The sequence below is a fragment of the Qipengyuania sp. MTN3-11 genome, from assembly GCF_042851825.1.
Classification (GTDB): Bacteria; Pseudomonadota; Alphaproteobacteria; order Sphingomonadales; family Sphingomonadaceae; genus Qipengyuania.
The window spans coordinates 159,867-183,237 of record NZ_BTGM01000004.1 but is presented as its reverse complement, the minus strand read 5'-3'; the positions used below and the strand labels follow the sequence as shown (position 1 = coordinate 183,237).

General features: G+C 66.4%; 23 protein-coding genes. 12 read left to right on the top strand and 11 right to left on the bottom strand.

Annotated elements, in window-relative coordinates; translation table 11 throughout:
- Window positions 1–21: 21 nt before the first annotated feature.
- On the top strand, window positions 22–2,340 hold the full coding sequence (locus tag ACGHN1_RS13685; protein ID WP_390551418.1) for a patatin-like protein: 2,319 nt from the start codon (window positions 22–24) through the stop codon (window positions 2,338–2,340).
- On the opposite strand, the gene dnaJ is transcribed toward ACGHN1_RS13685, so the two are convergent.
- Together dnaJ and dnaK are read right to left on the bottom strand one after the other, a co-directional pair.
- Window positions 2,341–3,456 carry a molecular chaperone DnaJ gene (gene dnaJ / locus ACGHN1_RS13680; protein ID WP_390551417.1) on the bottom strand — a complete coding sequence of 372 codons (1,116 nt, stop codon included), beginning with the start codon at window positions 3,454–3,456 and terminating at the stop codon, window positions 2,341–2,343.
- A gap of 74 nt (window positions 3,457–3,530) precedes the next feature.
- Window positions 3,531–5,462 carry a molecular chaperone DnaK gene (dnaK, locus tag ACGHN1_RS13675; protein ID WP_390551416.1) on the bottom strand — a complete coding sequence of 644 codons (1,932 nt, stop codon included), beginning with the start codon at window positions 5,460–5,462 and terminating at the stop codon, window positions 3,531–3,533.
- Between the two features lie 167 nt (window positions 5,463–5,629).
- Here dnaK and ACGHN1_RS13670 point away from each other — a divergent pair, with 167 nt between their 5' ends.
- The gene (locus tag ACGHN1_RS13670; protein WP_390551415.1) at window positions 5,630–6,112 is read left to right on the top strand and encodes a copper chaperone PCu(A)C; all 483 of its coding nucleotides are present in this window, start codon (window positions 5,630–5,632) and stop codon (window positions 6,110–6,112) included.
- A gap of 73 nt (window positions 6,113–6,185) precedes the next feature.
- A complete protein-coding gene (locus ACGHN1_RS13665; protein WP_390551573.1) occupies window positions 6,186–6,638 on the top strand; it encodes a vgr related protein in 453 nt (150 codons plus the stop codon).
- Window positions 6,639–6,749: 111 nt separating this feature from the next.
- On the opposite strand, the gene ACGHN1_RS13660 is transcribed toward ACGHN1_RS13665, so the two are convergent.
- From ACGHN1_RS13660 to hrcA, 3 genes are all read right to left on the bottom strand, one after another.
- On the bottom strand, window positions 6,750–7,040 hold the full coding sequence (locus ACGHN1_RS13660; protein ID WP_390551414.1) for a hypothetical protein: 291 nt from the start codon (window positions 7,038–7,040) through the stop codon (window positions 6,750–6,752).
- A gap of 74 nt (window positions 7,041–7,114) precedes the next feature.
- Window positions 7,115–7,699: a nucleotide exchange factor GrpE gene (locus ACGHN1_RS13655; protein WP_390551413.1), complete on the bottom strand. Its 585-nt coding sequence runs from the start codon at window positions 7,697–7,699 to the stop codon at window positions 7,115–7,117.
- Window positions 7,696–8,769 carry a heat-inducible transcriptional repressor HrcA gene (hrcA, locus tag ACGHN1_RS13650; RefSeq protein ID WP_390551412.1) on the bottom strand — a complete coding sequence of 358 codons (1,074 nt, stop codon included), beginning with the start codon at window positions 8,767–8,769 and terminating at the stop codon, window positions 7,696–7,698. The genes ACGHN1_RS13655 and hrcA overlap by 4 nt, the downstream gene beginning before the upstream one ends.
- Before the next feature lie 80 nt (window positions 8,770–8,849).
- Between hrcA and rph the strand changes: the two genes are divergently transcribed.
- Window positions 8,850–9,566, top strand: coding sequence for a ribonuclease PH (gene rph, locus ACGHN1_RS13645; protein WP_390551411.1), 717 nt, complete (start codon window positions 8,850–8,852; stop codon window positions 9,564–9,566).
- Window positions 9,563–10,201: an RdgB/HAM1 family non-canonical purine NTP pyrophosphatase gene (gene rdgB / locus ACGHN1_RS13640; protein ID WP_390551410.1), complete on the top strand. Its 639-nt coding sequence runs from the start codon at window positions 9,563–9,565 to the stop codon at window positions 10,199–10,201. Before rph ends, rdgB begins: the two co-directional genes overlap by 4 nt.
- Window positions 10,202–10,204: 3 nt before the next feature.
- Here rdgB and ACGHN1_RS13635 read toward each other — a convergent pair whose 3' ends face one another.
- The gene (locus ACGHN1_RS13635; protein WP_390551409.1) at window positions 10,205–10,708 is read right to left on the bottom strand and encodes a CAP domain-containing protein; all 504 of its coding nucleotides are present in this window, start codon (window positions 10,706–10,708) and stop codon (window positions 10,205–10,207) included.
- A gap of 112 nt (window positions 10,709–10,820) precedes the next feature.
- Here ACGHN1_RS13635 and hemW point away from each other — a divergent pair, with 112 nt between their 5' ends.
- Both hemW and ACGHN1_RS13625 read left to right on the top strand, forming a co-directional pair.
- A complete protein-coding gene (gene hemW / locus ACGHN1_RS13630) occupies window positions 10,821–11,972 on the top strand; it encodes a radical SAM family heme chaperone HemW (RefSeq protein WP_390551408.1) in 1,152 nt (383 codons plus the stop codon).
- Complete coding sequence (locus tag ACGHN1_RS13625; protein WP_390551407.1) at window positions 11,969–12,862, top strand: tyrosine recombinase XerC; 894 nt, start codon at window positions 11,969–11,971, stop codon at window positions 12,860–12,862. Before hemW ends, ACGHN1_RS13625 begins: the two co-directional genes overlap by 4 nt.
- On the opposite strand, the gene ACGHN1_RS13620 is transcribed toward ACGHN1_RS13625, so the two are convergent.
- The 4 genes from ACGHN1_RS13620 to rsmI are packed head-to-tail and all read right to left on the bottom strand — an operon-like array spanning window position 12,859 to window position 15,684.
- Entirely contained in the window at window positions 12,859–13,464 is a 606-nt protein-coding gene (locus ACGHN1_RS13620; protein WP_390551406.1) for a DedA family protein, read from the bottom strand. The genes ACGHN1_RS13625 and ACGHN1_RS13620 overlap by 4 nt on opposite strands.
- A gap of 22 nt (window positions 13,465–13,486) precedes the next feature.
- On the bottom strand, window positions 13,487–14,455 hold the full coding sequence (gshB, locus tag ACGHN1_RS13615) for a glutathione synthase (protein WP_390551405.1): 969 nt from the start codon (window positions 14,453–14,455) through the stop codon (window positions 13,487–13,489).
- A 30-nt stretch (window positions 14,456–14,485) separates the two neighbouring features.
- Complete coding sequence (locus tag ACGHN1_RS13610) at window positions 14,486–14,836, bottom strand: YraN family protein (RefSeq protein ID WP_390551404.1); 351 nt, start codon at window positions 14,834–14,836, stop codon at window positions 14,486–14,488.
- Window positions 14,833–15,684: a 16S rRNA (cytidine(1402)-2'-O)-methyltransferase gene (rsmI, locus tag ACGHN1_RS13605; RefSeq protein WP_390551403.1), complete on the bottom strand. Its 852-nt coding sequence runs from the start codon at window positions 15,682–15,684 to the stop codon at window positions 14,833–14,835. Before rsmI ends, ACGHN1_RS13610 begins: the two co-directional genes overlap by 4 nt.
- Before the next feature lie 38 nt (window positions 15,685–15,722).
- Here rsmI and ACGHN1_RS13600 point away from each other — a divergent pair, with 38 nt between their 5' ends.
- From ACGHN1_RS13600 to ACGHN1_RS13580, 5 genes are read left to right on the top strand one after another with little or no spacing between them, the layout of a single operon-like run.
- Entirely contained in the window at window positions 15,723–16,901 is a 1,179-nt protein-coding gene (locus ACGHN1_RS13600; protein ID WP_390551402.1) for a penicillin-binding protein activator, read from the top strand.
- 56 nt (window positions 16,902–16,957) lie between these two features.
- A complete protein-coding gene (parE, locus tag ACGHN1_RS13595) occupies window positions 16,958–18,937 on the top strand; it encodes a DNA topoisomerase IV subunit B (protein ID WP_390551401.1) in 1,980 nt (659 codons plus the stop codon).
- Window positions 18,930–20,615 (top strand): ATP-binding protein, encoded by a 1,686-nt coding sequence (locus ACGHN1_RS13590; protein ID WP_390551400.1) that lies wholly within the window; start codon window positions 18,930–18,932, stop codon window positions 20,613–20,615. Before parE ends, ACGHN1_RS13590 begins: the two co-directional genes overlap by 8 nt.
- The gene (locus tag ACGHN1_RS13585; protein WP_390551399.1) at window positions 20,612–21,055 is read left to right on the top strand and encodes a response regulator; all 444 of its coding nucleotides are present in this window, start codon (window positions 20,612–20,614) and stop codon (window positions 21,053–21,055) included. The genes ACGHN1_RS13590 and ACGHN1_RS13585 overlap by 4 nt, the downstream gene beginning before the upstream one ends.
- Window positions 20,944–22,107, top strand: a complete 1,164-nt coding sequence (locus ACGHN1_RS13580) for a sensor histidine kinase (RefSeq protein WP_390551398.1) — start codon at window positions 20,944–20,946, stop codon at window positions 22,105–22,107. The genes ACGHN1_RS13585 and ACGHN1_RS13580 overlap by 112 nt, the downstream gene beginning before the upstream one ends.
- Here ACGHN1_RS13580 and ACGHN1_RS13575 read toward each other — a convergent pair.
- Window positions 22,073–23,305, bottom strand: coding sequence for an alpha/beta fold hydrolase (locus tag ACGHN1_RS13575; RefSeq protein ID WP_390551397.1), 1,233 nt, complete (start codon window positions 23,303–23,305; stop codon window positions 22,073–22,075). The two genes, ACGHN1_RS13580 and ACGHN1_RS13575, sit on opposite strands and share 35 nt — an antisense overlap.
- Window positions 23,306–23,371: the final 66 nt, after the last annotated feature.

Below are 23,371 nucleotides of genomic sequence, written 5' to 3'. Positions count from 1 at the left end.
ACCTGCGCCACTGTCGTGGTCATGCGGCAGAAGGAGCTCAGGATCGCGCTGGTCTGCTATGGCGGAGTCAGCCTGGCGGTCTACATGCACGGGGTCACCAAGGAACTGTGGCATCTTGCCCGGGCAAGCCGCGATGTCCACGCCGGGCGAGATCCTGCGGGACCGGTCCAGCGGGCCTATGCACAGATATTCGACGCCATTCGCGAGGATCGCGGGCTCAGGCTGCGCGTCCTGCCGGACATACTCTCGGGTGCCAGCGCCGGCGGGATCAACGCGGTCTTCCTCGCCCAGGCTGTCCATTCGGGTCATTCGCTCGAGCCGCTGACCAAGCTCTGGCTGGACAAGGCCGATGTCGACGAGCTGACCGATCCCGATGCGCGGCCGCTGTGGCGGTTCGCGAAGATCTGGGCGCAGCCGCTGGCCGGCTGGCTGCTCGACCGGCCCGGCAACATGGTCGACGAGAGCGTCGCCCCGGAAACCCGCGAGGAAGTGCGTCGCAAGGTCTCGCGCCTCGTGCGCGGCCGGTGGTTCGCGCCCCCGTTTTCGGGCAGCAATTTCTCGGCCTTGCTCGAAAAGGCCTTCGCGGCGATGGCGCAAACCCCTGCCGAGCCGCCGCTGCTCCCCGCCGGACACCCGCTCGACCTGTTCGTCACCGCGACCGATTTCCGCGGCTACCTCTCGCTGCTGCGGATCAACAGCCCGCCGGTGGTCGAGGAGAGCGAGCATCGCATGCCCATCGCCTTTCGCGAACGCACACCGGGTGCCGCGGGCAAGGATCTCGCCGACCCGCTCGAACTGGTCTTCGCCGCGCGCGCGACCGCGAGTTTTCCCGGCGCCTTCCCCCCGATGCGGCTCGACGAGATCGATCGTCTGGCCGACAGGACCGGGCGCAATTGGCCGGGGCGGGAGGCGTTCCTGAAGCGCATCATGCCCATCCATCTCAAGCACGAGACATCGCAGGAGGTTTCGCTGATCGACGGATCGGTGCTGGTCAACAAGCCGTTCGAGGGTGCGATGGACGCGCTGCGCGGGCGGCCCGCCCAGCGCGAGGTCGACCGGCGTTTCATCTATATCGATCCGCGCCCGGACCGCACCACCGCGCTGCGCGAGCGGGATGCCGAACCGGTGGGTTTCTTCGGTGCCATCTTCGGTTCGCTCTCGACGATCCCGCGCGAACAGCCGATCCGCGACAATCTCGAGACGCTGGAGCAGCAGAGCCGCGAGGCGCGGCGGCTGAGCGAAATCGTCAATCGGCTGCGTCCCGAAGTGGAGGACGCGGTCGACCGTCTGTTCGGGCGCACGCTGTTCCTCGACCGGCCGACACCCCGGAGGCTCAAGAACTGGCGACAACGCGCACAGCAGGCCGCGGCCGAGCAGGCGGGCTATGCCTTTCAGGCCTATGCCCAGGCCAAGCTGGCCGGCATTCTGGTCCGCCTGGCGCGCCTCGCGCATGAAGCCGCGCCGCAACTCGGCCTGCCCGACGAGATTTCCATCGAAGCATCCCTGCGCGAGGAAATCGGGCGGCGGGGTCTGGACACGCTGTCCGCTCCTTCCGGCGGAGCGCATTTAGAGGCGATCTCCTTCTTCCGCTCGCACGACATCGGTTTTCGCATTCGCCGGCTACGGTTGCTCGCCCGCCGACTGGCGCGCGACTGGGAAGCCGATCCGGACATCTCCGAAACCGCGCTCGAAGCGGCGCGGGACGCGGTCTACGACATTCTCTCGCTTTATTTTGAGCGCGAGGGCCTTGCCAATCTCGGCGCGGACTTCGCGGACGCCGCGGGCGACGTGCTTTCCGATCCCGGCACCATGCTCGATCTGCTGGCCGAGAAGCGCGGACTGCCCGAAGCCGACGAGGCAGCCGAGGAGATGCTGGCCCAGGCCCTCGAAGCGATGCCGAAGAACCTCAAGCGGCGAATGCTGCTGACCTATCTCGGCTTTCCCTATTACGACGTCGCCACGCTGGCGCTGCTGCGCAACGAGGGGCTGACCGAATTCGACCCGGTCAAGGTCGACCGCATCTCTCCCGAGGACGCCAGGAGCATCCGCGAAGGCGGCACTCAGGCAACGCTGAGGGGAACGGAGTTCTACAATTTTGGCGCCTTCTTCAGCCGCGCCTATCGCGAAAACGACTATCTATGGGGCCGGCTGCACGGAGCCGAACGGATGGTCGACCTGGTCTGCTCGACCGTGGAAGAGGGGATCGAAGATACCCGCAGTCGGGCATTCAAGCGCCAGCTGTTCCTTGCGATACTCGAGGAGGAGCAGGAGGCGGGTCGCTGCAACGGCGGCTTGCTCGACCGGCTGCGAGAGGAGGTCGAGGCCCGGCTGGGCGCCTGATCAGGACGCGAAGGCGGTCTTCAATTTTTCGAAGAAGCCGCGGCTTTCGGGGCACTCCTCGCCCGTTTCGGTGTCGCGGAACTGCTGGAGCAGCGCTTTTTGTTCCTTGCTGAGCTTGGTCGGCGTTTCGACCGCGATCTCGACCACCAGATCCCCGCGGCCCCGGCCCTGGAGCACCGGCATGCCGCTGCCGCGCTGGCGCAATTGCCGGCCCGATTGGAGGCCTGCCGGAACCGACAGGGTGACCGGTTCGCCCGCGAGATCGCGCAACTCGATCTCTCCGCCGAGCGCGGCGGTGGTGAAGCTCACCGGGACCCGCGTCGCCAGAGTGGTCCCTTCGCGCTGGAAGATCGGGTGCGGCTTGAGATGGACGAAAATGTAGAGATCGCCGGAAGGTGCGCCGCGCGGCCCGGCCTCGCCCTTGCCCGACAAGCGGATGCGGGTGCCGGTGTCGACACCGGGCGGAATCTCGACATCGATCCGCTGTTCCTTGTCGACCCGCCCTTCCCCGCGGCAGTCGCGGCAGGGCGAGGTGATGACTTCGCCGCGCCCGTGGCAATTGGGGCATGGCCGCTCGACCACGAAGAAGCCCTGCTTGGCGCGGACCTTGCCGTGGCCGGCGCATAGGTTGCAGGTGCGCGCGCTGGTCCCGGGCGTCGCTCCGGAGCCGTGGCAGGTGTCGCAGGTCTCGCTGACCTCGATCGCGATCTCGGTCGATTTGCCGTGGAAGGCATCCTCGAGCGTGATCTCCATGTCGTAACGCAAGTCGGCGCCGCGGCGCGGACGTGCGCGTCCGCCGCCACCGAAGGCTTGGCCGAAGATGGTCTCGAAGATATCGCCGATATCGCCGAAGTCCTGCGGGCCGCCACCGCCGCCCGCGCCCTGCATGAAGGCCTGGTGGCCGTAACGGTCGTAGGCTGCACGCTTCTGCGGGTCCTTGAGGCAATCGTAGGCGACGCTGATCGCCTTGAAGGTCGCCTCGCTCTCGCTGCATCCCGGGTTGCGGTCCGGATGATGCTTCATCGCGAGCTTGCGATAGGCGGACTTGATAGTCCCCCCGTCCGCATCGCGCGACACGCCGAGAAGCTCGTAGAAATCGATATCCATTGCCGACATGATGTTCGTATCGCCCGAACGCTAGCCGCCACCGGAGCTATAATGCACCGGCGGCGGGCAGCGTTTCATCGGGCTCAACCCTTGTTGTCTTCGTCGACTTCGGAGAATTCGGCGTCGACCACGTCGTCGTCGGCAGGCTTTCCATCCGTGCCGGAATCGCCGTCCGGAGCGGCGTCGGCGCCCTTGGCCTGCTCCTGTTCGTAGATCTGCTGACCCATCTTCATCGCGACGTCGGTCAGTTCCTTGGCCTTCGCCTCGATGGCTTCGGCATCGTCGCCCTCGAGCGCGGTCTTGACCTCGGCGATCTTGGCTTCGACCTCGGACTTGAGGCCGGCGTCGATCTTGTCGCCATGCTCCTCGATCTGCTTCTCGGTCGCGTGGACCAGGCTGTCCGCTTGGTTGCGAGCTTCGGCCGAGGCGCGCCGCTTCTTGTCCTCCTCGGCGAATTTCTCGGCGTCCTGGACCATCTGGTCGATGTCGCTGTCGGATAGGCCACCCGAGGCCTGGATGCGGATCTGCTGTTCCTTGCCGGTGCCCTTGTCCTTGGCACTGACGTTGACGATCCCGTTGGCGTCGATGTCGAAAGTGACCTCGATCTGCGGGACGCCGCGCGGCGCGGCGGGAATGCCGACCAGATCGAACTGGCCGAGCATCTTGTTGTCCGCCGCCATCTCGCGCTCGCCCTGGAACACGCGGATCGTCACCGCCTGCTGATTGTCCTCGGCGGTGGAGTAGGTCTGCGTCTTCTTGGTCGGGATCGTGGTGTTGCGGTCGATCATCCGGGTGAACACGCCGCCCAGCGTCTCGATACCGAGCGAGAGCGGGGTCACGTCGAGCAGCAGCACGTCCTTGACGTCGCCCTGCAGCACGCCCGCCTGGATCGCCGCACCCATGGCGACGACCTCGTCCGGATTGACGCCGGTGTGCGGCTTGGAGCCGAAGAACTCCTCGACCACCTGTCGCACCTTGGGCATGCGGGTCATGCCGCCGACGAGGATCACCTCGTCGATGCCGTCCTTTGTGACGCCGGCATCCTCGAGCGCCTTCTTGCAAGGCTCGAGCGTACGCTTGATCAGGTCGCCGACCATCTTTTCGAGATCGGAGCGGCTGATCGTTTCGACGAGGTGCAGCGGCGTGGAGCTGCCGCCTTCCATGCGGGCGGTAATGAAGGGCAGGTTGACCTCGGTGGTCTGCGAGCTCGACAGCTCGATCTTCGCCTTCTCGGCCGCTTCCTTGAGACGCTGCAGCGCGAGCTTGTCGCTCCGCAGGTCCATGTTTTCCTTCTTCTTGAACTGGTCGGCGAGATATTCGACGATCGCCTGGTCGAAATCCTCGCCGCCCAGGAAGGTGTCGCCATTGGTCGACTTCACCTCGAAGACGCCGTCGCCGATTTCCAGCACGGACACGTCGAAGGTGCCGCCGCCGAGGTCGTAGACCGCGATCGTCTTGCCGTCTTCCTTGTCCATTCCGTAGGCGAGCGCGGCCGCGGTCGGCTCGTTGATGATGCGCAGAACCTCGAGACCGGCGATCTGGCCGGCATCCTTGGTCGCCTGGCGCTGGGCGTCGTTGAAATAGGCGGGCACGGTGATCACGGCCTGCTTCACGTCCTCGCCGAGATAGCTCTCGGCGGTTTCCTTCATCTTCTGGAGAATGAAGGCGGAAACCTGGCTGGGGGAGTAATGCTCGCCACCGGCCTCGACCCAAGCGTCGCCGTTCTTGCCCTTGACGATGTCATAGGGGACGAGGTCCATGTCCTTCTTGGTCATCGGATCGTCGAAGCGGCGGCCGATCAGGCGCTTGATCGCGAACAGGGTGTTGTCGGGGTTGGTGACCGCCTGGCGCTTGGCCGGCTGGCCGATGAGCCGCTCTCCATCCTTGGTGAAGGCGACGATGGAAGGCGTGGTGCGCGCGCCTTCGGAATTCTCGATGACCTTGGGTTTGCCCCCATCCATGACGGCCACGCAGCTGTTGGTGGTGCCGAGGTCGATACCGATTACTTTTGCCATGGTTTCCCCATCTCGTTCAGTTCGTTGGACGCCGCACTTTCGGTCTCCCGTCCTTGGCAAGATCGGTCGGCGGCTCGGTTGACGCAGGGGATATAGGAGCGCATTTCCTTGGCACAAGGGACGCCAGCGGGTAGAAAATCGCCCGCAGAGAAGAGGGGCCAGCAACCATGTCGAAACAGTTTTCCATCGCCGCCGCACTATCGCTTTCGTGTCTCGCCATCGCCGCCTGTTCGAGCGAACCGGAGGAGACGGCGGTCTCGGCGGAAGAGGGAATTCCGGGCCTCTCCATCAGCAATGCCCGGCTGATGCTGCCGCCGGTGGCGGGCAATCCGGCGGCGATCTACATGGACATCGCCTACGACGGGGAGCGCGGGGTCGCGATCCGCAGCGTCGATGTCGCGGATGCCGCACGGGCCGAGCTTCACGACGTGATGGAATATGATTTCGAGATGACGATGATGGAGATGCCGGGCCTTACGCTCCAGCCCGGCGATCGGGTCAGCTTCGAACCCGGCGGCAAGCACGTGATGGCGTTCGAACTTTCGCCCGAACTTCAGGCCGGGGGCACCACGGAGGTGACCTTCACCATCGCCGGCGGCGACAAGCAGAGCTTCGATGTCCCGGTGATGGCCGCCGGCGAAGAGCGCTGAACGAGCCTTGAGCCCGGCTCTCGGCGCCGAGGACGAGACGCCCCCGCCCTGCCCCGTCGGCGGCGAGCGGGCGATGACGGCGGGCGAGATCGCGCTCGCCCGCGGCGTCTTCGGTACGGCCATCGATTACGACCGCGTCGCCCTGCGTCGGCGCAAATGGGCGTTCTTCCAGCCGCGCAAGGTCACCATGGCCCCGCGCGGCCACCTTCACTTCCACCCGCGCGGCGAGAGCTATTGCGACGATTTCGCGCGCGAGAGCGTTATTCGCCAAGGCTTGCTGATACATGAGCTCACCCATGTCTGGCAGGTCCAGAACCGCGGGGACTGGTACCTGGTGCTCAACCGAATGCCGTGGGCGCGGTACGACTACAGCCTCAAGCCCGGATGGCCGCTCACCCGCTACGGCATCGAGCAGCAGGCCGAGATCGTGAAGCATGCCTTCTGGTTGAGAAACGGCATCAGGCTGGCCGGCGCGCCGGACGTTTCCGCCTACGACATGCTGGTGCGATTTCCCGGAGCGAGGTGAAAGGGAAGGTTCGCTCGCAAATCGGCATTGCGGGGGCGCGTGCTTTGGCTTCCGCACGAAAAAGGCCGCCCGAAACCACGGACGGCCCTTGTCGTTTCTAGCGCCGAAGGCTTACCAGTAACGGGCGTAGCGATCGTCGTAACGGCAGTCGTCGTCGACATACCGGCCGTTGTCGTAATATCCGTCGCAGCGATCGTTCTTGTCGGTGGCGTAACCCACCACGCCGCCGATCGCGGCACCGGCGAGCGCGTAGGTTTCGAAATCACCTCCGGTGATGGCGGCAAGACCGGCACCGGCGGCGGCACCCAGACCAGCGCCCTCGACGGCGTAATTTTCGGCGCAGGCACCAAGGCCCAGCGTGGACATGGCGAGCGCGGGGGCGAGCAAGAGTTTCGTTTTCATCGATGTTCTCCGAAGTGGTCCCTGATCCCAGGACTACGGACGGAATCGGCCGATGTTCCCGCGTCCCGCTTTGATCAGCCGGGCTTCTTCGCCACGCCGACCATGGCCGGGCGCAGCAGCCGGTCCTTGATCATGTAACCGGCCTGCATTTCCTGGACCACCGTGCCGGGCTCGTGCTCGTCGGTCGGAATCTCGATCATCGCCTGATGCTGGTTGGGATCGAGCGGCATGCCTCTGGCGGCGATGCGGGTGATGCCGTGCTGGCCGAAGACCTTGTCGAGCTCGCGCTGGGTGGCCTCGATCCCGGCGATGAACCCCTTCATCTTGTCGTCCTTGCGGAATTCGGCCGGGACCGATTCGACCGCGCGGGCGAGATTGTCGGCAACGCTCAGGATATCGCGCGCAAATCCCGTGGCGGCGTAATTGCGCGCGTCCTGCACGTCCTTTTCCAGCCGCCGGCGCACGTTCTGCGTTTCGGCGCGGGCATAGAGCACGTCCTGCTTGGCGGTTTCCAGATCGCCGCGCAGCGCAGCCAGCGCATCGTCCAGCGCGCCGTCGGCGTCATCGTCGCTTTCCTCGTCCTCGAGCATGTCCTCGGGGACGCCTTCGAGTTCCTTTTCCGCCGCTTCGTCACGCGGCTGTCCGTTTCCGTCGATCACGATTGTTCCAGTTTTCCGATACGCTTGCCCAGCTGGCGGGCGGTGAAATCAACCATGGGGACGACACGCGCGTAATTCAACCGAGTCGGCCCGATCACGCCAAGGACACCGACCACCCGTCCCTCGCGATCCCGATAGGGCGCGGCGATGACCGAGGAGCCGGAGAGCGAGAACAGCCGGTTCTCGCTGCCGATGAAGATGCGCGTCGCCTCCGCCTTGCGTGCGCGTTCGAGCAGCGAGGCGAGCGATTCTTTCGATTCGAGATCGTCGAGCAGGGACCGGACCCGCTCGATGTCGGTCAGTGCGGCATCGTCGAGCAGCTTGGCTTGGCCGCGCACGATCAGGACCGGCCGCTTGGCCGTGTCCTCTGTCCAGGTGGCGATGCCCCGGGCAACCAGGTCGCGGCTCGCCTCGTCGAGCGCATTGCGTTCGCTGGAAATCTCTTCCGCCACCGCCTTCGCCGCTTCGGCGAGCGTGCGCCCACGCGCGCGGGCGGTGAGGAAATTGCTGGCCTGTTCCAGCGAAGTGCCGACCGCTTCGGCGGGAAGCGCAAGGATGCGGTTTTCCACCTGCCCATCCTCCGACACCAGAACTGCCAGCACGCGCTGGGCATCGAGCGCGGTCAGCGAGACTTGCGCAAGGCGCGGCTCGCGGCCTGGCACCATGACCATCCCGGCAGCGCCCGAGAGGTCGGACAGCAGCGCGCTCGTTTCCTCCAGCGCCTGTTCGATCGGACCCGGTTCGCCCAGCCGCTGCTCGATAGCAGCGCGTTCCTCCGCCGTGGGTTCCGCCACCTGCATCATCGCATCGACGAACAGCCGCAACCCGCTTTCCGTCGGCATCCGCCCGGCGCTGGTATGCGGCGCGGCGAGCAGGCCACGCTGTTCGAGCTCGGCGAGGACCGAGCGGATCGAGGCGGGCGACAGGTTGAGCCCGCCCCCGCCCTCCGTGCGCGATCCCGCCAATGCCTTGGAGCCGACCGGCTGACCGCTGGCGAGATAGCCTTCCACCACCAGGCGGAAGATGTCGCGCGCCCGGTCGGTCAGTTCGGTGAGAGGAGGAGAGGCCATGCGCTTTATCTAGACCATCCCCTTGCCGCCTCAACCCTCCCGCGCCTATCGCGCGCCACGACACCATCGCGGAGACCGAAATGAGACCTTCCGGACGTGCGCCCGACGAAATGCGCGCCATCACCATCGAGACCGGCTTCACCAAGCATGCCGAGGGATCGTGCCTGATCAGCTTCGGCGAGACTAAGGTGCTGTGCAACGCCAGCATCGAAGAGCGCATCCCGCCGTGGCTGCGCGGCAAGGGCGAAGGCTGGGTGACCGGCGAATACTCGATGCTTCCGCGCTCCACCCACACCCGCGGCATGCGCGAGGCGGTGAAGGGCAAGCAGGGCGGCCGGACGCAGGAAATCCAGCGGCTGATCGGCCGGTCGCTGCGCGCCGTGGTCGATCTGAAAAAGCTCGGCGAGCGCCAGATCACACTCGATTGCGACGTGCTTCAGGCCGACGGCGGCACGCGGACCGCGTCGATTTCAGGCGCCTGGGTCGCGCTGCGTCTCGCGGTGAACGGGCTCCTGGAGCAGGGTCTGATCGCCGAGGATCCGATCTCCTCCAAGGTCGCGGCCATCTCCTGCGGGATCTACAAGGGCACGCCGGTGCTGGACCTCGATTATCCGGAGGATTCCAATGCCGAGGCGGATGCCAATTTCGTGCTGATGGAAGGCGGCAAGATCGCCGAGGCGCAGGCGACGGCGGAAGGCGCGCCCTATGACGAGGAAGCGCTGCTGCGCCTGCTCCGCCTCGCAAGAATGGGCTGCGACCGCATCTTCGCCGCGCAGGAGGAGGCGGTCTCGAAATGACCCCCCAAAACGCGGGACGCCTCGGCTCCGGCTCGCTGGTGATCGCCACGCACAATGCGGGCAAGCTCAAGGAGATTTCCGCGCTGCTGGAACCGTACGGGGTCAAGTGCCTCTCCGCCGGATCGCTGGGCCTGCCAGAACCGGCGGAAACGGGCACGACTTTCGTCCAGAACGCGATGATCAAGGCGCGGGCCGCGGCGGAGGCGGCTGGCCTCCCCGCGCTGGCGGACGACAGCGGGCTGTCGGTCGAAGCGCTCGACGGACGTCCGGGGGTCTATACCGCCGACTGGGCGGAGCGGCAGTGGTTCGAAGGCGATCCGGGCCGGGACTGGTACATGGCGATGGGCAAGGTCGAGGGGATGTTGCAGGCCAAGGGACCCGACACGCCGCGCGGCTGCGCCTTCCATTGCGTGCTCGCGGTCGCCTGGCCCGACGGGGACAGCGCGGTCTACGAAGGCAAGGCGCCCGGCACGCTGACCTGGCCCCCGCGCGGAGAGATGGGCTTCGGTTACGATCCGGTCTTCGTGCCCGAGGGCATGGACAAGACCTTCGCCGAGATCGACCCGGCGGAAAAGCACCGCATCAGCCACCGCGCCGATGCCTTCGCCAAGCTCGTTGCCGAACAGTTCGGCTAGGCGTCAATAGGCGCGCGCGCCCCAGACGTTGCCGGCCGGCCAGTAACGACAGACAAGCACGTCGTTGCCGCGTTCGGTGTGGACCGCGCAGCCGACCTCCCTGGTGTCACGCCAGACGATCTGGGTGTAATGGCCGACATCGGCCCAATTGCCGGTGCGCGAGATCTCGGGAAAATTGTCGTGGCGGTAATGGCGGCGCTCATCGAGGAACATGCCGACCATGCGCTCGACGTCCCAGACGCCGGCGGTTCCCATCCACAAATTCTCGCCGGTCCCGTTGCGGACATCGCGGGAAGCATGTTCGAGCGTGCCGCGACGGCTCAGTTCGCGGGCCCATTCGGCGGCCTCGCTCTGCAGATGGCGGTTCCATTTCAGCGGCTCCAGCCCGAGCCGTGCGCGTTCGCCATTGTGCGAGGCGAGGAGGCGGCGCTCGATCGAGGCGTTCGCGTGGGTGTGAATTACCGGAGGTGCCGGCTCGCGCGCACCTGCGCTTGCGGCATGCGGCAAACCCGTGGCAAACAGACACCCGAACGCGCTCGCAAGGCATGCGCCCCTCTCGATCCATCCCTTCATGCATTCAGGTTTGTGCCAATTTTCCTTAACGAATTCTTAAGCCGGTATGGTTGACGCCCTCTACATCCACTGGCCCTTCTGCCTGGCCAAATGCCCTTATTGCGACTTCAACAGCCATGTCCGGGAGCGCACCGACACTTCGGCGTGGGAAGCGGCGCTGCTGGCCGACCTGCGCCACGAAGCGGGCTTGGTCGAAGCCCGGCCGCTGCGGAGCGTGTTCTTCGGCGGCGGCACGCCGAGCCTGATGCCGCCCTCGCTGGTCGCCGCCCTGCTGCGCGAGGCCGAAGCGCTGTTCGGTTTCGCCGACGACGTCGAGGTGACGCTGGAAGCCAATCCGTCCTCGGTCGAGGCGGAGAAATTCGCCGATCTCGCTGCGGTCGGTATCAACAGGGTTTCGCTCGGAGTGCAGTCTCTCGACGATGCGGCGTTGCGTTTCCTCGGGCGGCTGCACGGAGCCGAAGAAGCGCTGCAGGCCGTCGAGATCGCGCAAAGCCATTTCGCCCGCGTGTCGATCGACCTCATCTACGCCCGCCCCGATCAAGCCGAGGACGCCTGGAGCGACGAACTCGCCCGGGCGCTGGCGCTTGGGACCGATCACCTCTCGCTCTACCAGCTCACCATCGAACCCAACACGCGCTTCGCCACCGATGTCCGTCGGCGCCTGTTCGATCCGCTGGCCGACGATCCGGCGGCCGACCTCTTCGCCCTCACCCGGCAGATGACCGCGGCGGCGGGGCGTCCGGCCTACGAGATCAGCAACCATGCGGTGCCTGGGCAGGAGAGCCGCCACAACCTCGCCTACTGGCGCTACCGCGACTATCTCGGCATCGGTCCCGGGGCACACGGACGCCGCGGCGGCGTGGCGACGACCCGGCTCAAGAAGCCCGAGAACTACCTCGCACGGATCGCGGAAAGCGGCCACGGCATCGCCGAGGAGCGCACACTCGGGCACCGCGAGCAGGCGGCCGAGGCGCTGCTGATGGGGCTGCGGCTGACCGAGGGAATCGATCTCGGCGCGATCGAGACCCGCTTCGGGATCCGGCACGACCATCTGGTCGATGCCGACAGGACCAGGCGCTACGCCGATGCCGGGCTGGTCTGGCGGGACGGCGACCGGCTCAGCGTTACCGAGGCGGGGATGCCCCTGCTCGACGCGTTGCTCGGCGAGATCGTCGCCGACGAGCTGGTCGCAGCGTGAGCACTGCCGATCTGCTGGAGGAATGGCGGGCGTATCTCGAAACCGGACGGCGCCGTTCGCCGCACACCGTGCGCGCTTATTGCGGCGCGGCACGGCGGCTCTTCGCCGTTCACGATCCGCAAGGTTGGCATGACATCGCCGCGCTCGGGACCGCGGAGTTGCGCGCGCAGCTCGCCCGGCGCCGCGCGGAGGGCCTGTCCAACGCCTCGGCCGCGCGCGAGCTGTCGGCGCTGAAAGCGCTGCTCGGCTTCGCGCGCGACCGGACCGGGCGCGACGGCGAGGCGTCGCGGCTGCGCGGCCCGCGGCTGAAGAAAGGCCTGCCCCGCCCCGTCACCCCCGACGATGCCCGCAGCCTGGCCGAAGAAGTCGCGGAGCAGGCGAGCGAGGAATGGATCGGCGCGCGCGACCGGGCGGTGCTGCTTTTGCTCTATGGCTGCGGCTTGCGGATCGCCGAGGCTCTGTCGCTGACCGGCGGCGATCTGCCGCTGGGCGAGCGGATCACCGTTACCGGCAAGGGCGGCAAGCAGCGGGTGGTGCCGATCATCCCGCTGGTGCGCGAGGCGGTGGCGGATTACGCCGCGCACTGCCCCTGGCCGATCGAGCGCGATGGCCCGCTGTTCTGCGGGGCCAAGGGCGGCCCGTTGTCGCAGGGCATGGTGCAAAAGGCGACCGCGCGGGCGCGCGCCGCGCTCGGCCTGCCCGCCACCGCGACCCCCCACGCGCTGCGCCACAGCTTCGCCACCCACCTGCTCGGTGCGGGGGCGGACCTCAGGAGCCTGCAGGAACTGCTGGGCCATGCGAGCCTGGGCTCGACGCAGATCTACACCAAGGTCGATGCTGCGGCCTTGCTGGAAACCTATCGCACCGCCCATCCGCGGGAGCAGGACTAGCCCTCCCCGCGCGGTTTCCAGGTGACGACGCGGTAGACGTACCAGATCACCCCCACCGCGATCAGCCCGCCGACCGCCCAGGTCGCTGCCGCCTCGTATTCGGTGATCAGCCCGGCGAGCATCTGTCCCCCGAACAGCAGCGCACCGTTCCAGATCAGCGATCCCAGGAAGGTGAACAGCAGGAACCGCCACAGCTTCATCCTCGCGAGGCCGGCGGGGAGCGAGATGATCGTTCGCAGGAAAGGCGAGAAGCGCAGGGTGAAGACGATCCACTCCCCGTGCCGGCGGAACACCTTGCGGGCGCGCTGGAAATCGTCCCAGTCCATCGTCAGCCAACGGCCGCGCCGCTCGACGAAGCGCTGGACCTGCGCCTCGCTCCAGCGCACGCCGAGCCAGTACCAGAAGAGATTGCCGGTCACCGTGCCGAGCGTGCCGATCGCCAGCACCGGCCAGAAGTCCATCTGGCCGCGCGCGACCAGCACGCCGGCGAAGCCCATGATGACTTCTGACGGCATCGGCGGGAAGATGTTCTCCAGCGCCATCAGTACGAAGATGCCGAGCAGCCCGCCCTGCCGGATCGCCTCGATGATGAATTCGTTCATGTCCGCCCAACGCGCGGAAGCGCTATCGGTTCGAAAGCCGCCGCTCGATCGCATCCCAGATCAGCGCGCCGGTGTCGGTGCCGTTGAACCGGTCGATGGCGACGATGCCGGTCGGGCTGGTGACGTTGATCTCGGTCAGCCACTTTCCGCCGATCACGTCGATGCCGACGAAGACGAGGCCGCGCCGTTTGAGCTCCGGACCCATGGCGGCGCAGATTTCCTCCTCGCGCGCGGTCAGGCCGGCGGCTTCGGCATGGCCGCCCTGCGCGAGATTGGAGCGGAACTCCCCCTCGCCCGGAAAGCGGTTGATCGCGCCGGTGACCTCGCCGTCGACCAGCACGATCCGCTTGTCGCCCTCGCTGACTTCGGGGAGGAAGGGCTGGACCATGTGCGGTTCGGGCCAGATTCGGTTGAACACCTCGAACAGCGCCGAAAGGTTGGTGCCATCCGCCTCGATCCGGAAGATCGCCTTGCCGCCGTTGCCGTGCAGCGGCTTGACCACCACCGCGCCGTGGGTGCGCTGGAAGGTGCGCACTTCGTCCAGCGAGCGCGCGATCAGCGTGGGCGGCATGAAATGCGCGTAATCCAGCACGAACATCTTTTCGGGCGCGTTCACCACCTCGCGCGGATCGTTGACCACCAGCGTCTCGCCCCGCAGCCGGTCGAGGATGAAGGCGGCGCTTATATAGCCGAGGTCGAAAGGCGGGTCCTGCCGCATCAGGACGACATCGATGTCGCGCGCCAGGTCGATGCGGCGCGCTTCTTCGGCAGTAAAGTGGTCGCCCTCAACGCGCCGCACCGTGACGGGGGTACCCTTTGCAGTGATGCGGCCGCGCGGGCTGCCGTCGCTTTCCCAGGCGAGCGTGCCGACATCGTAGTGGAACAGCGAGTGCCCCCTCGCCTGCGCCGATTCCATCAGCGCAAAGGTCGAATCGCCGGCGATCCTGATCGATTCCATCGGGTCCATCTGGACGGCGACGCGGAGGGTCATGGGCGTTCCTTGCTTACTGAGGCGGCAGTCTCAGGGCTGCCAGGCGTTGGCGATGTGGCGGGGGAAGGCTCCCGGCGCAAGGAGGAGCACGTCGATCCGTATGTCCTCGCCCTGTTCGGCATAGCGGTGCGCAACCGCTTCCGCTGCGGCCGCCACCCGCGAAAGGCGGTATTCGTCGATCGCATGGTCGAGGTCCTGCTTGCGCCGCCGCCACTTGACCTCGACGAAGGCGACGATGCCGCCGCGTCTGGCGACGAGGTCGATCTCGCCCGCAGGCGTCTTCACGCGGGTGTCGAGCACCTGCCAACCTTTCGCTTTCAGCCAGAAGGCCGCGCGTCTTTCGCCCTCGCGCCCGCTCTTCTCGGCGAGCTGCCGCTTCATTTCTCGCGCAGTTCCAGCGCCCGGCCATAGAGCGCGGATCGCTCGCGGCCCGTTTGCTTGGCGACGAGCGCCGCGGCGCGGGAGGGCTTTTCCGACTGCATGGCGTCGAGCAGCAGGCGGTCGACATCGTCCCCGCTGGCCGTCGTTTCCGGCGGCGGCCCGACCAGCAGGACGATCTCGCCCTTGGGCGGATGCGCCTCGAACCAGGCGATCAGACCCGCCGCCAGCCCGCGCCGGCATTCCTCGTGCATCTTGGTCAGCTCGCGCGCGACGGCGATGTCGCGATTGGGGAGGCTCTGCTCGATCTGCGCGAGCGATTTGAGCAGGCGCGGCGCGGTCTCGTAGAACACCAGCGTCGCGTCGATGCCGGCGAGTTCCTCCAGCGTTTCGCGCCGCGCCTTGTCCTTTCCCGGTAGAAATCCCGCGAACAGGAAACGGTCGTTGGGCATTCCGCTCACCGTAAGTCCGGCAATCGCCGCACTCGCGCCGGGAATCACGGTCACCGGCACGCCCTGCGCGCGCGCATCGTTGACGAGGCGATAGCCGGGGTCGCTCACCAGCGGGGTGCCCGCATCGCTGACCAGCGCCACCGAACGGGTCGCCATCGAATCGACCAGCCGTTCGCGGTCGCGGGGCTCGCTGTGATCGTCGTAGCGCCACAGCGGGCGCGATATGCCGAGATGCTTGAGGAGCTTTCCGGTGACGCGCGTGTCCTCGCAGGCTACCCCGTCGCAGCGCCGCAGAATATCGATTGCCCGCAATGTGATATCGCCCAAATTGCCAATCGGGGTGGCAACGATATAGAGACCGGGAGACAGGGGTTCGGGATCGGGTGCGGGCGCGCTCACTCCGCATCCATGAACGCGAACAGAGGGACGGGGCAAGCATGAAGCGATTTTCGATCACCCATTCGATCACCAGAAGGGGCCTGGCGATCGGCGGAATGGCCGCGCTGCTCGGCGCCTGTTCGGTGATTCCGCGCGGGGCCGAACCCGCGAGCCGGCCGGTCGAACCCGCGCCCACCCCGACCCCGAGCGCCAGCGACCTGCCAGAGGACCAGACGCGTCACCGTGTCGCGCTGCTGGTGCCGATGTCGGGCAGCAACGGCGCGGTCGGGCAGGCGATCGCCAATGCGACGACCATGGCGATCCTCGACACCAGCGCCGACAATCTGCGCATCACCGCCTACGACACCGCGGCCGGAGCCCGCGATGCGGCGCGGCGCGCGGTGGCCGATGGCAACAAGCTCATCCTGGGGCCGCTTATGGGCGAGAACGTCGGACCGATCCTGGCCGAGGCGCGGCCGGCCGACGTGCCGCTGATCTCCTTTTCCAACAACGCCTCGGTCGCCTCGCCCGACGTCTTCGTCATGGGCCAAATACCCGAACAGTCGATCGCGCGCTCGGTCCGCTATGCCAACGCGCAGGAGGGAGCGAACAACTTTGCCGTGCTCGCGCCGGATGGCGAATACGGTCGGCGCGCCGAAGCTGCCTTGCAGCAGACCCTCGCCGGCTTCGGCGGGCGCCTCGTCGGGAGCGAATTCTACGACCGCGGCAACACCTCGATCACCAGTGCCGCGCAAAGGCTCGCCGATCGCGGGATCTACGACGCTGTGATCGTCGCGGACGGCGCGCGGCTTGCCGCCCAGGGGGCCGCGGCATTGCGATCGGGGCCGCAAAAGCCGCTCATCGTCGGCACCGAACTGTGGAGCGGCGAGGCCTCGGTGACCCGCTCGGCCGCGCTCGAGGGCGCGATCTTCTCGGCGGTGTCCGACAGCCGCTACAAGCGCTTCGTCGACAGCTACGAGGCGCGCTTCGGCAGCCAGCCCTATCGCATCGCGACGCTTGGCTACGACGCCGTGCTCCTCACCCTGCGGATCGCGCGCGACTGGCGTGTCGGGACCGACTTTCCGACGAGCGAACTCTACGATACCGGCGGCTTCCTCGGGCTCGACGGGGCGTTCCGCTTCGGTCGCGACGGCGTGGTTCAGAGAGCGATGGAGGTACGCGAGGTTCGCGGCGATCAGGTGGTCATCGTCCAGCCCGCGCCGCAAGCCTTCGACTGAGGACAATAATCCGCGAGCGCTTGCCGCCGTGGAATCGCGCGCGATATAGCCGGGCAATGTCCGACGACCTGTTCGAAAACGCGCCCGCCACCTCCGGCGGCGACTACGATGCCTCATCGATCGAGGTGCTCGAGGGGCTCGAGCCCGTCCGTCGCCGGCCCGGCATGTATATCGGCGGGACCGACGACCGGGCGCTGCACCACCTCGTTGCCGAAGTGCTCGACAATGCAATGGACGAGGCAGTGGCGGGGCACGCCAACCGCATCGAGCTGAGGCTGGAAGAGGGCAACCGCGTGACCGTCAGCGACAACGGCCGCGGCATCCCGGTGGCCGAGCATCCGAAATATCCGGGCAAGTCCACGCTCGAAGTGATCATGACCACGCTCCATTCGGGCGGCAAATTCTCGGGCAAGGCCTATGCCACCAGCGGGGGGCTGCATGGCGTCGGGGTGAGCGTGGTCAACGCGCTGTCCAGCCATACGCGGGTCGAGGTGGCGCGCGACAAGCAGCTGTGGGCGCAGGAATTCGCGCAGGGCCATCCGACCGGCGGGATTGATGGACCCGAACCCACCCCCAACCGCCGCGGCACCACCGTTTCCTTCACGCCCGACCCGGAAATCTTCGGCGAGCGGAGTTTCAATCCCAAGCGGCTGTTCAAGCTCGCGCGGTCCAAGGCCTACCTCTTCGCCGGGGTCGAGATCCGCTGGAAATGCGATTCCGCGCTCGCGAGCGACGATGTGCCCGAGGAAGCTTCGTTCAAATTCCCTGGCGGTCTGGCCGATCACCTTGCCGAACAAGTGGGTGAACGAGAATGCGTGACCGCCCAGCCCTTTACCGGAAGGCAGGACTTTTCGGAGGAGATGGGCCGGGTCGAATGGGCAATCGCCTGGCCGCTCTATTCGGACGGCTCGACCAGCTGGTACTGCAACACCGTCCCCACGCCCGACGGCGGCACCCACGAACAGGGGCTGCGCGCGGCGCTGACCAAGGGGCTTCGCGCCTTCGGCGAGCTCACCGGCACGAAGAAGGCGAAGGACATTTCCGCCGACGACGTGATGACCGGAGCCGAGGTGATGCTGTCGGTCTTCATCCGCGATCCGCAATTCCAGTCGCAGACCAAGGACCGGCTCACCTCGCCCGAGGCGGCGCGCCTGGTCGAGAATGCGGTGCGCGACCATTTCGACCATTTCCTCTCCGACAACATGGACCGCGGCAAGGCGCTGCTCGGCGAGGTCATGGAGCGCATGGACGAGCGGCTCCGGCGCAAGCAGGAACGCGAGGTCAAGCGCAAGACCGCGACCAACGCCAAGAAGCTGCGCCTGCCCGGCAAGCTCACCGATTGTTCGGGCGAGACCGATGCTGAAACCGAGCTTTTCATCGTCGAGGGCGATTCCGCCGGAGGCAGTGCCAAGCAGGCGCGAGACCGCAAGACCCAGGCGATCCTCCCGATCCGCGGCAAGATCCTCAACGTCGCCAGCGCCACGGCGGACAAGATCCGCGCCAATTCCGAGATCGCCGACCTGATCCTCGCCATGGGCTGCGGCACGCGCAAGGACTGCGATCCGGAAAGCCTTCGCTACGACCGCATCATCATCATGACCGATGCCGATGTCGACGGTGCGCATATCGCGACGCTGCTGATGACCTTCTTCTTCCAGGAAATGCCCGAGATCGTCCGCAAGGGGCATCTGTTCCTGGCCCAGCCCCCGCTCTATCGCCTGACCGCGGGCAAGGAGAGCCGCTACGCCCGCGACGATGCCCACCGGGCGGAACTCGAAACGACGGTGTTCAAGGGCAGGAAGGTCGAGGTCGGACGATTCAAGGGTCTGGGCGAGATGAATCCGGCGCAGCTGCGCGAAACCACGATGAATCCCGAAAGCCGCAGCCTTATTCGCATTACCCTGCCCCAGGAATTCGAGCAGCGCGCGGTGGTCAAGGAACTGGTCGACCAGCTGATGGGGCGCAATCCCGAACACCGCTTCAACTTCATCCAGAACAATGCGGGCGAATTCGACCGCGAGCTGATCGATGCCTGACCGCCGGGCGTCGCGCTGGCGGTCGCTTTACGAGAACCGGGGCCGCCAGCTGTTCGCTGCCGGACTGATCGTGGGCGCGGTGCTGCTGGTGATCGCCATCACCGCAGCGACGATGACGCTCGGCCGGATCACCGAAGAGACGGAGATGGTCGAAAACACCCTGCGCCGCCAGACCGCGCTCAACCGGCTATCGACCTTCAACGAGCAGATCGAGAACGGACGCCGCGGCTTCCTGATCCAGCCGGACCCCGTCTTCGCGCGGGTGATCCGCGAGGCGACCACGGGTTTCGATCGCGAGCTGAATGGGCTCCGGTCGCTCTTTGCCAGCGACTACGAAGGGAGGGAATCGCTCGATCGCATCGCCGAACTCCAGGCCGACCGAATCGACCTGATCGACGAGACCTTCGCCGATCCCCGTCGGGTCGCGGCGCGCCTCCTGATCCCCGATCGGCCACCGACAGAGCCCACCGGGTCCGAAGGCGGCGAAACCCGAGATTTCAACCCCTTCGAACTCGACTCTCCTGGCAGCGAGCCGCTCGACGACAACCCCCCCTCTGTCAGTGAAACGGCCGATCCTTCCGACGAAGCTGCGGATACCGCCCCGGCATTGCCCGAACTCGACCTCGATGCCGATCCCGGCGTGCTGATCCTTCGAGAGATCCGCGCCATCACCGGGAGCCTCGCGCAGGGGCAGGAAGAGCAATTGCGCGTGCGCAACCGCAACCAGCTCGATTCGCTGGTGCAATTCTATGTCGTCGGCGGCCTCGCCTTCTTCGTCCTGTTGGCACTCATGGGCACGGTGATCGTCCTGGTGCTGCGCTACAACCGCGACCTCACCGCTGCGCAGGTCGGCCTGCGTCGTGCCAACGACACGCTGGAAAGCACGGTCGCCGCACGGACCGCAGCGCTGAGCCGCGCCAACGAGGAAATCCAGCGCTTCGCCTATATCGTCAGCCACGATCTGCGCTCGCCGCTGGTCAACGTGCTGGGCTTCACCGCCGAGCTCGACGAGGCACGCAAGCTCATTCACGCCCATCTCGAAGAGATCTATCGCGATCATCCGGAGCTGCGCGACGAAGGTGCCTGGCTGGCGGTCGATGAAGACCTTCCCGAAGCACTCGGCTTCATTCGCACCTCGACCGAGAAGATGGACCGGCTGATCAATTCGATCCTCGAACTGTCGCGCCAAGGCCGGCGCACGCTCAAGCCCGAGCAGCTCGAGATGGAAGCGCTGGTCGAGGGCATCGTCGCGTCGCTGCAGCAGCGGATCGAGGAGGCCGGGGCGCAGGTGACGGTAGGCCGCATTCCCGATCTCGAAAGCGACAGGATCGCGATCGAGCAGATCCTTCAGAACCTGATCGAGAATGCCCTCAAATACCTCAGCCCCAAGCGCGCCGGCGAGGTGACCATCGAGGGTAGCCGCAGTTCGGGGATGGTGCGGATCGACGTGACCGACAACGGACGCGGGATCGCACCCGACGACCACCAACGCATTTTCGACCTGTTCCGGCGCGCAGGCGCGCAGGACCAGAAGGGTGAAGGCATCGGCCTCGCCAACGTCCGCGCCCTTGCCTACCGGCTCGGCGGAACGGTCGAGGTCGAATCCGAACTTGACCAGGGGGCCCGTTTCAGGCTTTTGCTCCCCGCCGATTTCTCTCCCCAGGAAAGCGCCACATGAACAACCAGATGACCGTCAACATCGTCATGATCGAGGATGACGAGGGGCACGCGCGCCTCATCGAGAAGAACATCCGCCGCGCTGGCATTTCCAACGACATCAAGCATTTCGCCGAAGGAACCAGCGCGCTCGACTATCTGTTCAACGATCCGGAAGGCCCGGCCAGGAATGGCCCCGCACTGGTGCTGCTCGATCTCAACCTGCCGGACATGTCGGGGACGTCGATCCTGGAGAAGATCAAGGGCGACGAGCGCCTGCACGCCACTCCGGTGGTCGTCCTCACCACAACCGACGACAAGGTCGAGATCCAGCGCTGCTACGATCTGGGTTGCAACGTCTACATCACCAAGCCGGTCAATTACGAAAGCTTCGCCGATGCGATCCGGCAGCTCGGCCTGTTTCTGTCGGTGATCCAGGTTCCCGAGGTTCCCCGGCAATAGCCGACCCGCGCATCCTTTATGTCGACGACGACGACGGCCTGCGCCGTCTGGTTCAGCGTGCGCTGAAGCGGCGCGGCTTTGCGGTCGAGACCGCTGCCAGCGCCGAAGAAGGTCTCGCCGCGCTCGCCAGCGGCGATTTCGCTTTGGTCGCGATCGATCACTACATGCCGGGCAAGAACGGGCGCGAGATGCTGGACGAAATCGTCTCCCGCGCCGACCATCCGCCCGTCGTGTTCGTGACCGGGAACGACGACACTGCGGTGGCTGTCGAGGCGATCCACGCCGGGGCCTCGGATTTCGTGGTCAAGACGGTGGGCGAGAGCTTCTTCGATCTTCTCGCCGGCCGGTTCCGCCAGGCGCTTGCGCGCAATGCTCTCGAACTCGAGAAGCGGCGGATGGAGCTCGATCTTCGCGCGGCCAACGAACGGCTCGAAATGCTCATTCGCGAAGTCCATCACCGGGTATCCAACAGCCTGCAGATGGTCCTCAGCTTCGTCGGCATGCAGGCCAACCAGACCGAGGTTGCCGAGGCGCGCGACATCCTCGCGTCGACGCAGAACCGCATCAAGGCGATCAGCAAGGTTCATCAGAACCTCTACACCCGCGGCGACATCCAGACGATGGATCTCGACGAATACCTCGCCAGCCTGATTGCCGAGCTGCGCGGCAGCATTTCCGAAGGCAGCACTGCGATCGCGATGACCTTCGCCGCAGACCCGGTCGAAGTCTCACCAGACGAGGCGGTGTCGATCGGCGTCGTGGTCAACGAACTGGTGACCAATGCCGCCAAATACGCTTTCGCCGATCGTACGGAAGGGACCATCGCCGTGTCGCTGACCGACGAGGGAGAAGGGAGCTACACCGTTACCGTCGCCGACGACGGGGCGGGAATGGGCGATGCTCCGGAGCCGCAGGGAACCGGGCTCGGCATGCGCATTGTCGCGGCGATTTCCCGCAGTCTCGACAGCGAACTCGATCGGGTGCCGTGCGAGAACGGAACCGCGCAGCGCCTGCGGGTCAGGAAGAGACAGGCGGCTTCCCCCGCTTCGTGATCACTTCGATGTGACCCTCGAGGGTCCGGTGTACCGGACAGCGATCGGCCATTTCGACGAGCTTCGCGATCTGTTCTTCGCTCAGGTCGGGGCCATCCACCGCGATCTCGCGCACCAGCGCCTGCGCGGCCATGCCGGTTTCCTCCAGGCAATCCTTGCAATCGGTCACGTGATCGCGCTCGTGCGTCAGGTGGATGGTCGTGCCTTCCAAGGGCCAGCCCTTGCGTTCGGCATACATCCGCATGGTCATCGCCGTGCAGGTCCCCAGCGCCGCGAGCAATAGGTCGTAGGGCGTCGGACCGCTATCGTCGCCGCCGTAGCTGCGCGGTTCGTCGGCAAGGAAGCGGTGACTGCCGGTGTGGACCTCGGTGCCGAACTTGCCGTGGCCGGTCTTCACGACGACGCCCTTCTCCGGCATCGGCCAGTCGTCGCGCAGCGGCAGGTAGCGGTGCGCCCAGGCGGCGATCACTCCCGCGGTGAATTCGGCGTCGGCGGGGTCCAGCAGGAGGTGATCGGCATGATCGAGGCTGACGAAGCTCTTGGGATGTTTGGCCGCCTCGAACAGCGCGCCGGCATTCTCGATCCCCACCACGCGGTCGGTGGGCGAATGGAGGAACAGCAGCGGCTTGCGCAGCTTCTCGACCTCGGCAAGCAGGTCGACCGCCTCGACCCGTTCGAGGAATTCCCGGCCGAGCTGGAAGCTGCGCCCGCCGATGCTCACCTCGCCCTGCCCCGACTTGCGGATCGCCGGGAGGTCGCCATCGATGTTCTCGAGCACATGAGGCACGTTCGAGGGCGCGCCGATGGTGGCGATTGCGGCGACCTTCGCGTCACCCAGATCGTCGGCCGCGGCGAGCACCGCCGCCCCGCCGAGGCTGTGACCGACGAGGAGCAGCGGCTGCCCGAACCGTTCGACCAGATGCTCTCCAGCCGCGACGAGATCGCCGACGTCGGCGGCGAAGCCGGCCCGACCGAATTCGCCCTCGCTCTCCCCCAGGCCGGTAAAATCGAACCGCAGGGTCGCAATGCCCTCGCGCGCCAGCGCCCGAGTCACCTCCACCGCCGCCCGGCTCTGCTTGGTGCAGGTGAAGCAATGAGCGAATAGCGCCGCCCCGCGGACCAGCCCGGTCGGCAGTTCGAGCGCGCCGGAAAGCGTATATCCTGCGGCGGTTTCGATCGAAATATCCTGGGTCGGCATTCGCCCTCCTGAGTGTCTGGTCTGACAACGCCCCCTTGCACGCCTCGTGCCCGCACCCTAACGCCG

Excerpts from the sequence above, each read along its gene's own strand:
- ACGHN1_RS13670 (WP_390551415.1), top strand. The coding sequence starts at position 5,630 with ATGTCGAAACAGTTTTCCATCGCCGCCGCACTATCGCTTTCGTGTCTC.
- ACGHN1_RS13660 (WP_390551414.1), bottom strand. The coding sequence starts at position 7,040 with ATGAAAACGAAACTCTTGCTCGCCCCCGCGCTCGCCATGTCCACGCTG.
- parE (WP_390551401.1), top strand. The coding sequence starts at position 16,958 with ATGTCCGACGACCTGTTCGAAAACGCGCCCGCCACCTCCGGCGGCGAC.
- dnaJ (WP_390551417.1), bottom strand. The coding sequence starts at position 3,456 with ATGTCGGCAATGGATATCGATTTCTACGAGCTTCTCGGCGTGTCGCGC.
- ACGHN1_RS13665 (WP_390551573.1), top strand. The coding sequence starts at position 6,186 with ATGACGGCGGGCGAGATCGCGCTCGCCCGCGGCGTCTTCGGTACGGCC.
- ACGHN1_RS13600 (WP_390551402.1), top strand. The coding sequence starts at position 15,723 with ATGAAGCGATTTTCGATCACCCATTCGATCACCAGAAGGGGCCTGGCG.
- ACGHN1_RS13620 (WP_390551406.1), bottom strand. The coding sequence starts at position 13,464 with ATGAACGAATTCATCATCGAGGCGATCCGGCAGGGCGGGCTGCTCGGC.
- ACGHN1_RS13685 (WP_390551418.1), top strand. The coding sequence starts at position 22 with ATGCGGCAGAAGGAGCTCAGGATCGCGCTGGTCTGCTATGGCGGAGTC.
- hemW (WP_390551408.1), top strand. The coding sequence starts at position 10,821 with ATGGTTGACGCCCTCTACATCCACTGGCCCTTCTGCCTGGCCAAATGC.
- rdgB (WP_390551410.1), top strand. The coding sequence starts at position 9,563 with ATGACCCCCCAAAACGCGGGACGCCTCGGCTCCGGCTCGCTGGTGATC.
- rph (WP_390551411.1), top strand. The coding sequence starts at position 8,850 with ATGAGACCTTCCGGACGTGCGCCCGACGAAATGCGCGCCATCACCATC.
- ACGHN1_RS13585 (WP_390551399.1), top strand. The coding sequence starts at position 20,612 with ATGAACAACCAGATGACCGTCAACATCGTCATGATCGAGGATGACGAG.
- ACGHN1_RS13610 (WP_390551404.1), bottom strand. The coding sequence starts at position 14,836 with ATGAAGCGGCAGCTCGCCGAGAAGAGCGGGCGCGAGGGCGAAAGACGC.
- hrcA (WP_390551412.1), bottom strand. The coding sequence starts at position 8,769 with ATGGCCTCTCCTCCTCTCACCGAACTGACCGACCGGGCGCGCGACATC.
- ACGHN1_RS13590 (WP_390551400.1), top strand. The coding sequence starts at position 18,930 with ATGCCTGACCGCCGGGCGTCGCGCTGGCGGTCGCTTTACGAGAACCGG.
- ACGHN1_RS13575 (WP_390551397.1), bottom strand. The coding sequence starts at position 23,305 with ATGCCGACCCAGGATATTTCGATCGAAACCGCCGCAGGATATACGCTT.
- dnaK (WP_390551416.1), bottom strand. The coding sequence starts at position 5,462 with ATGGCAAAAGTAATCGGTATCGACCTCGGCACCACCAACAGCTGCGTG.
- gshB (WP_390551405.1), bottom strand. The coding sequence starts at position 14,455 with ATGACCCTCCGCGTCGCCGTCCAGATGGACCCGATGGAATCGATCAGG.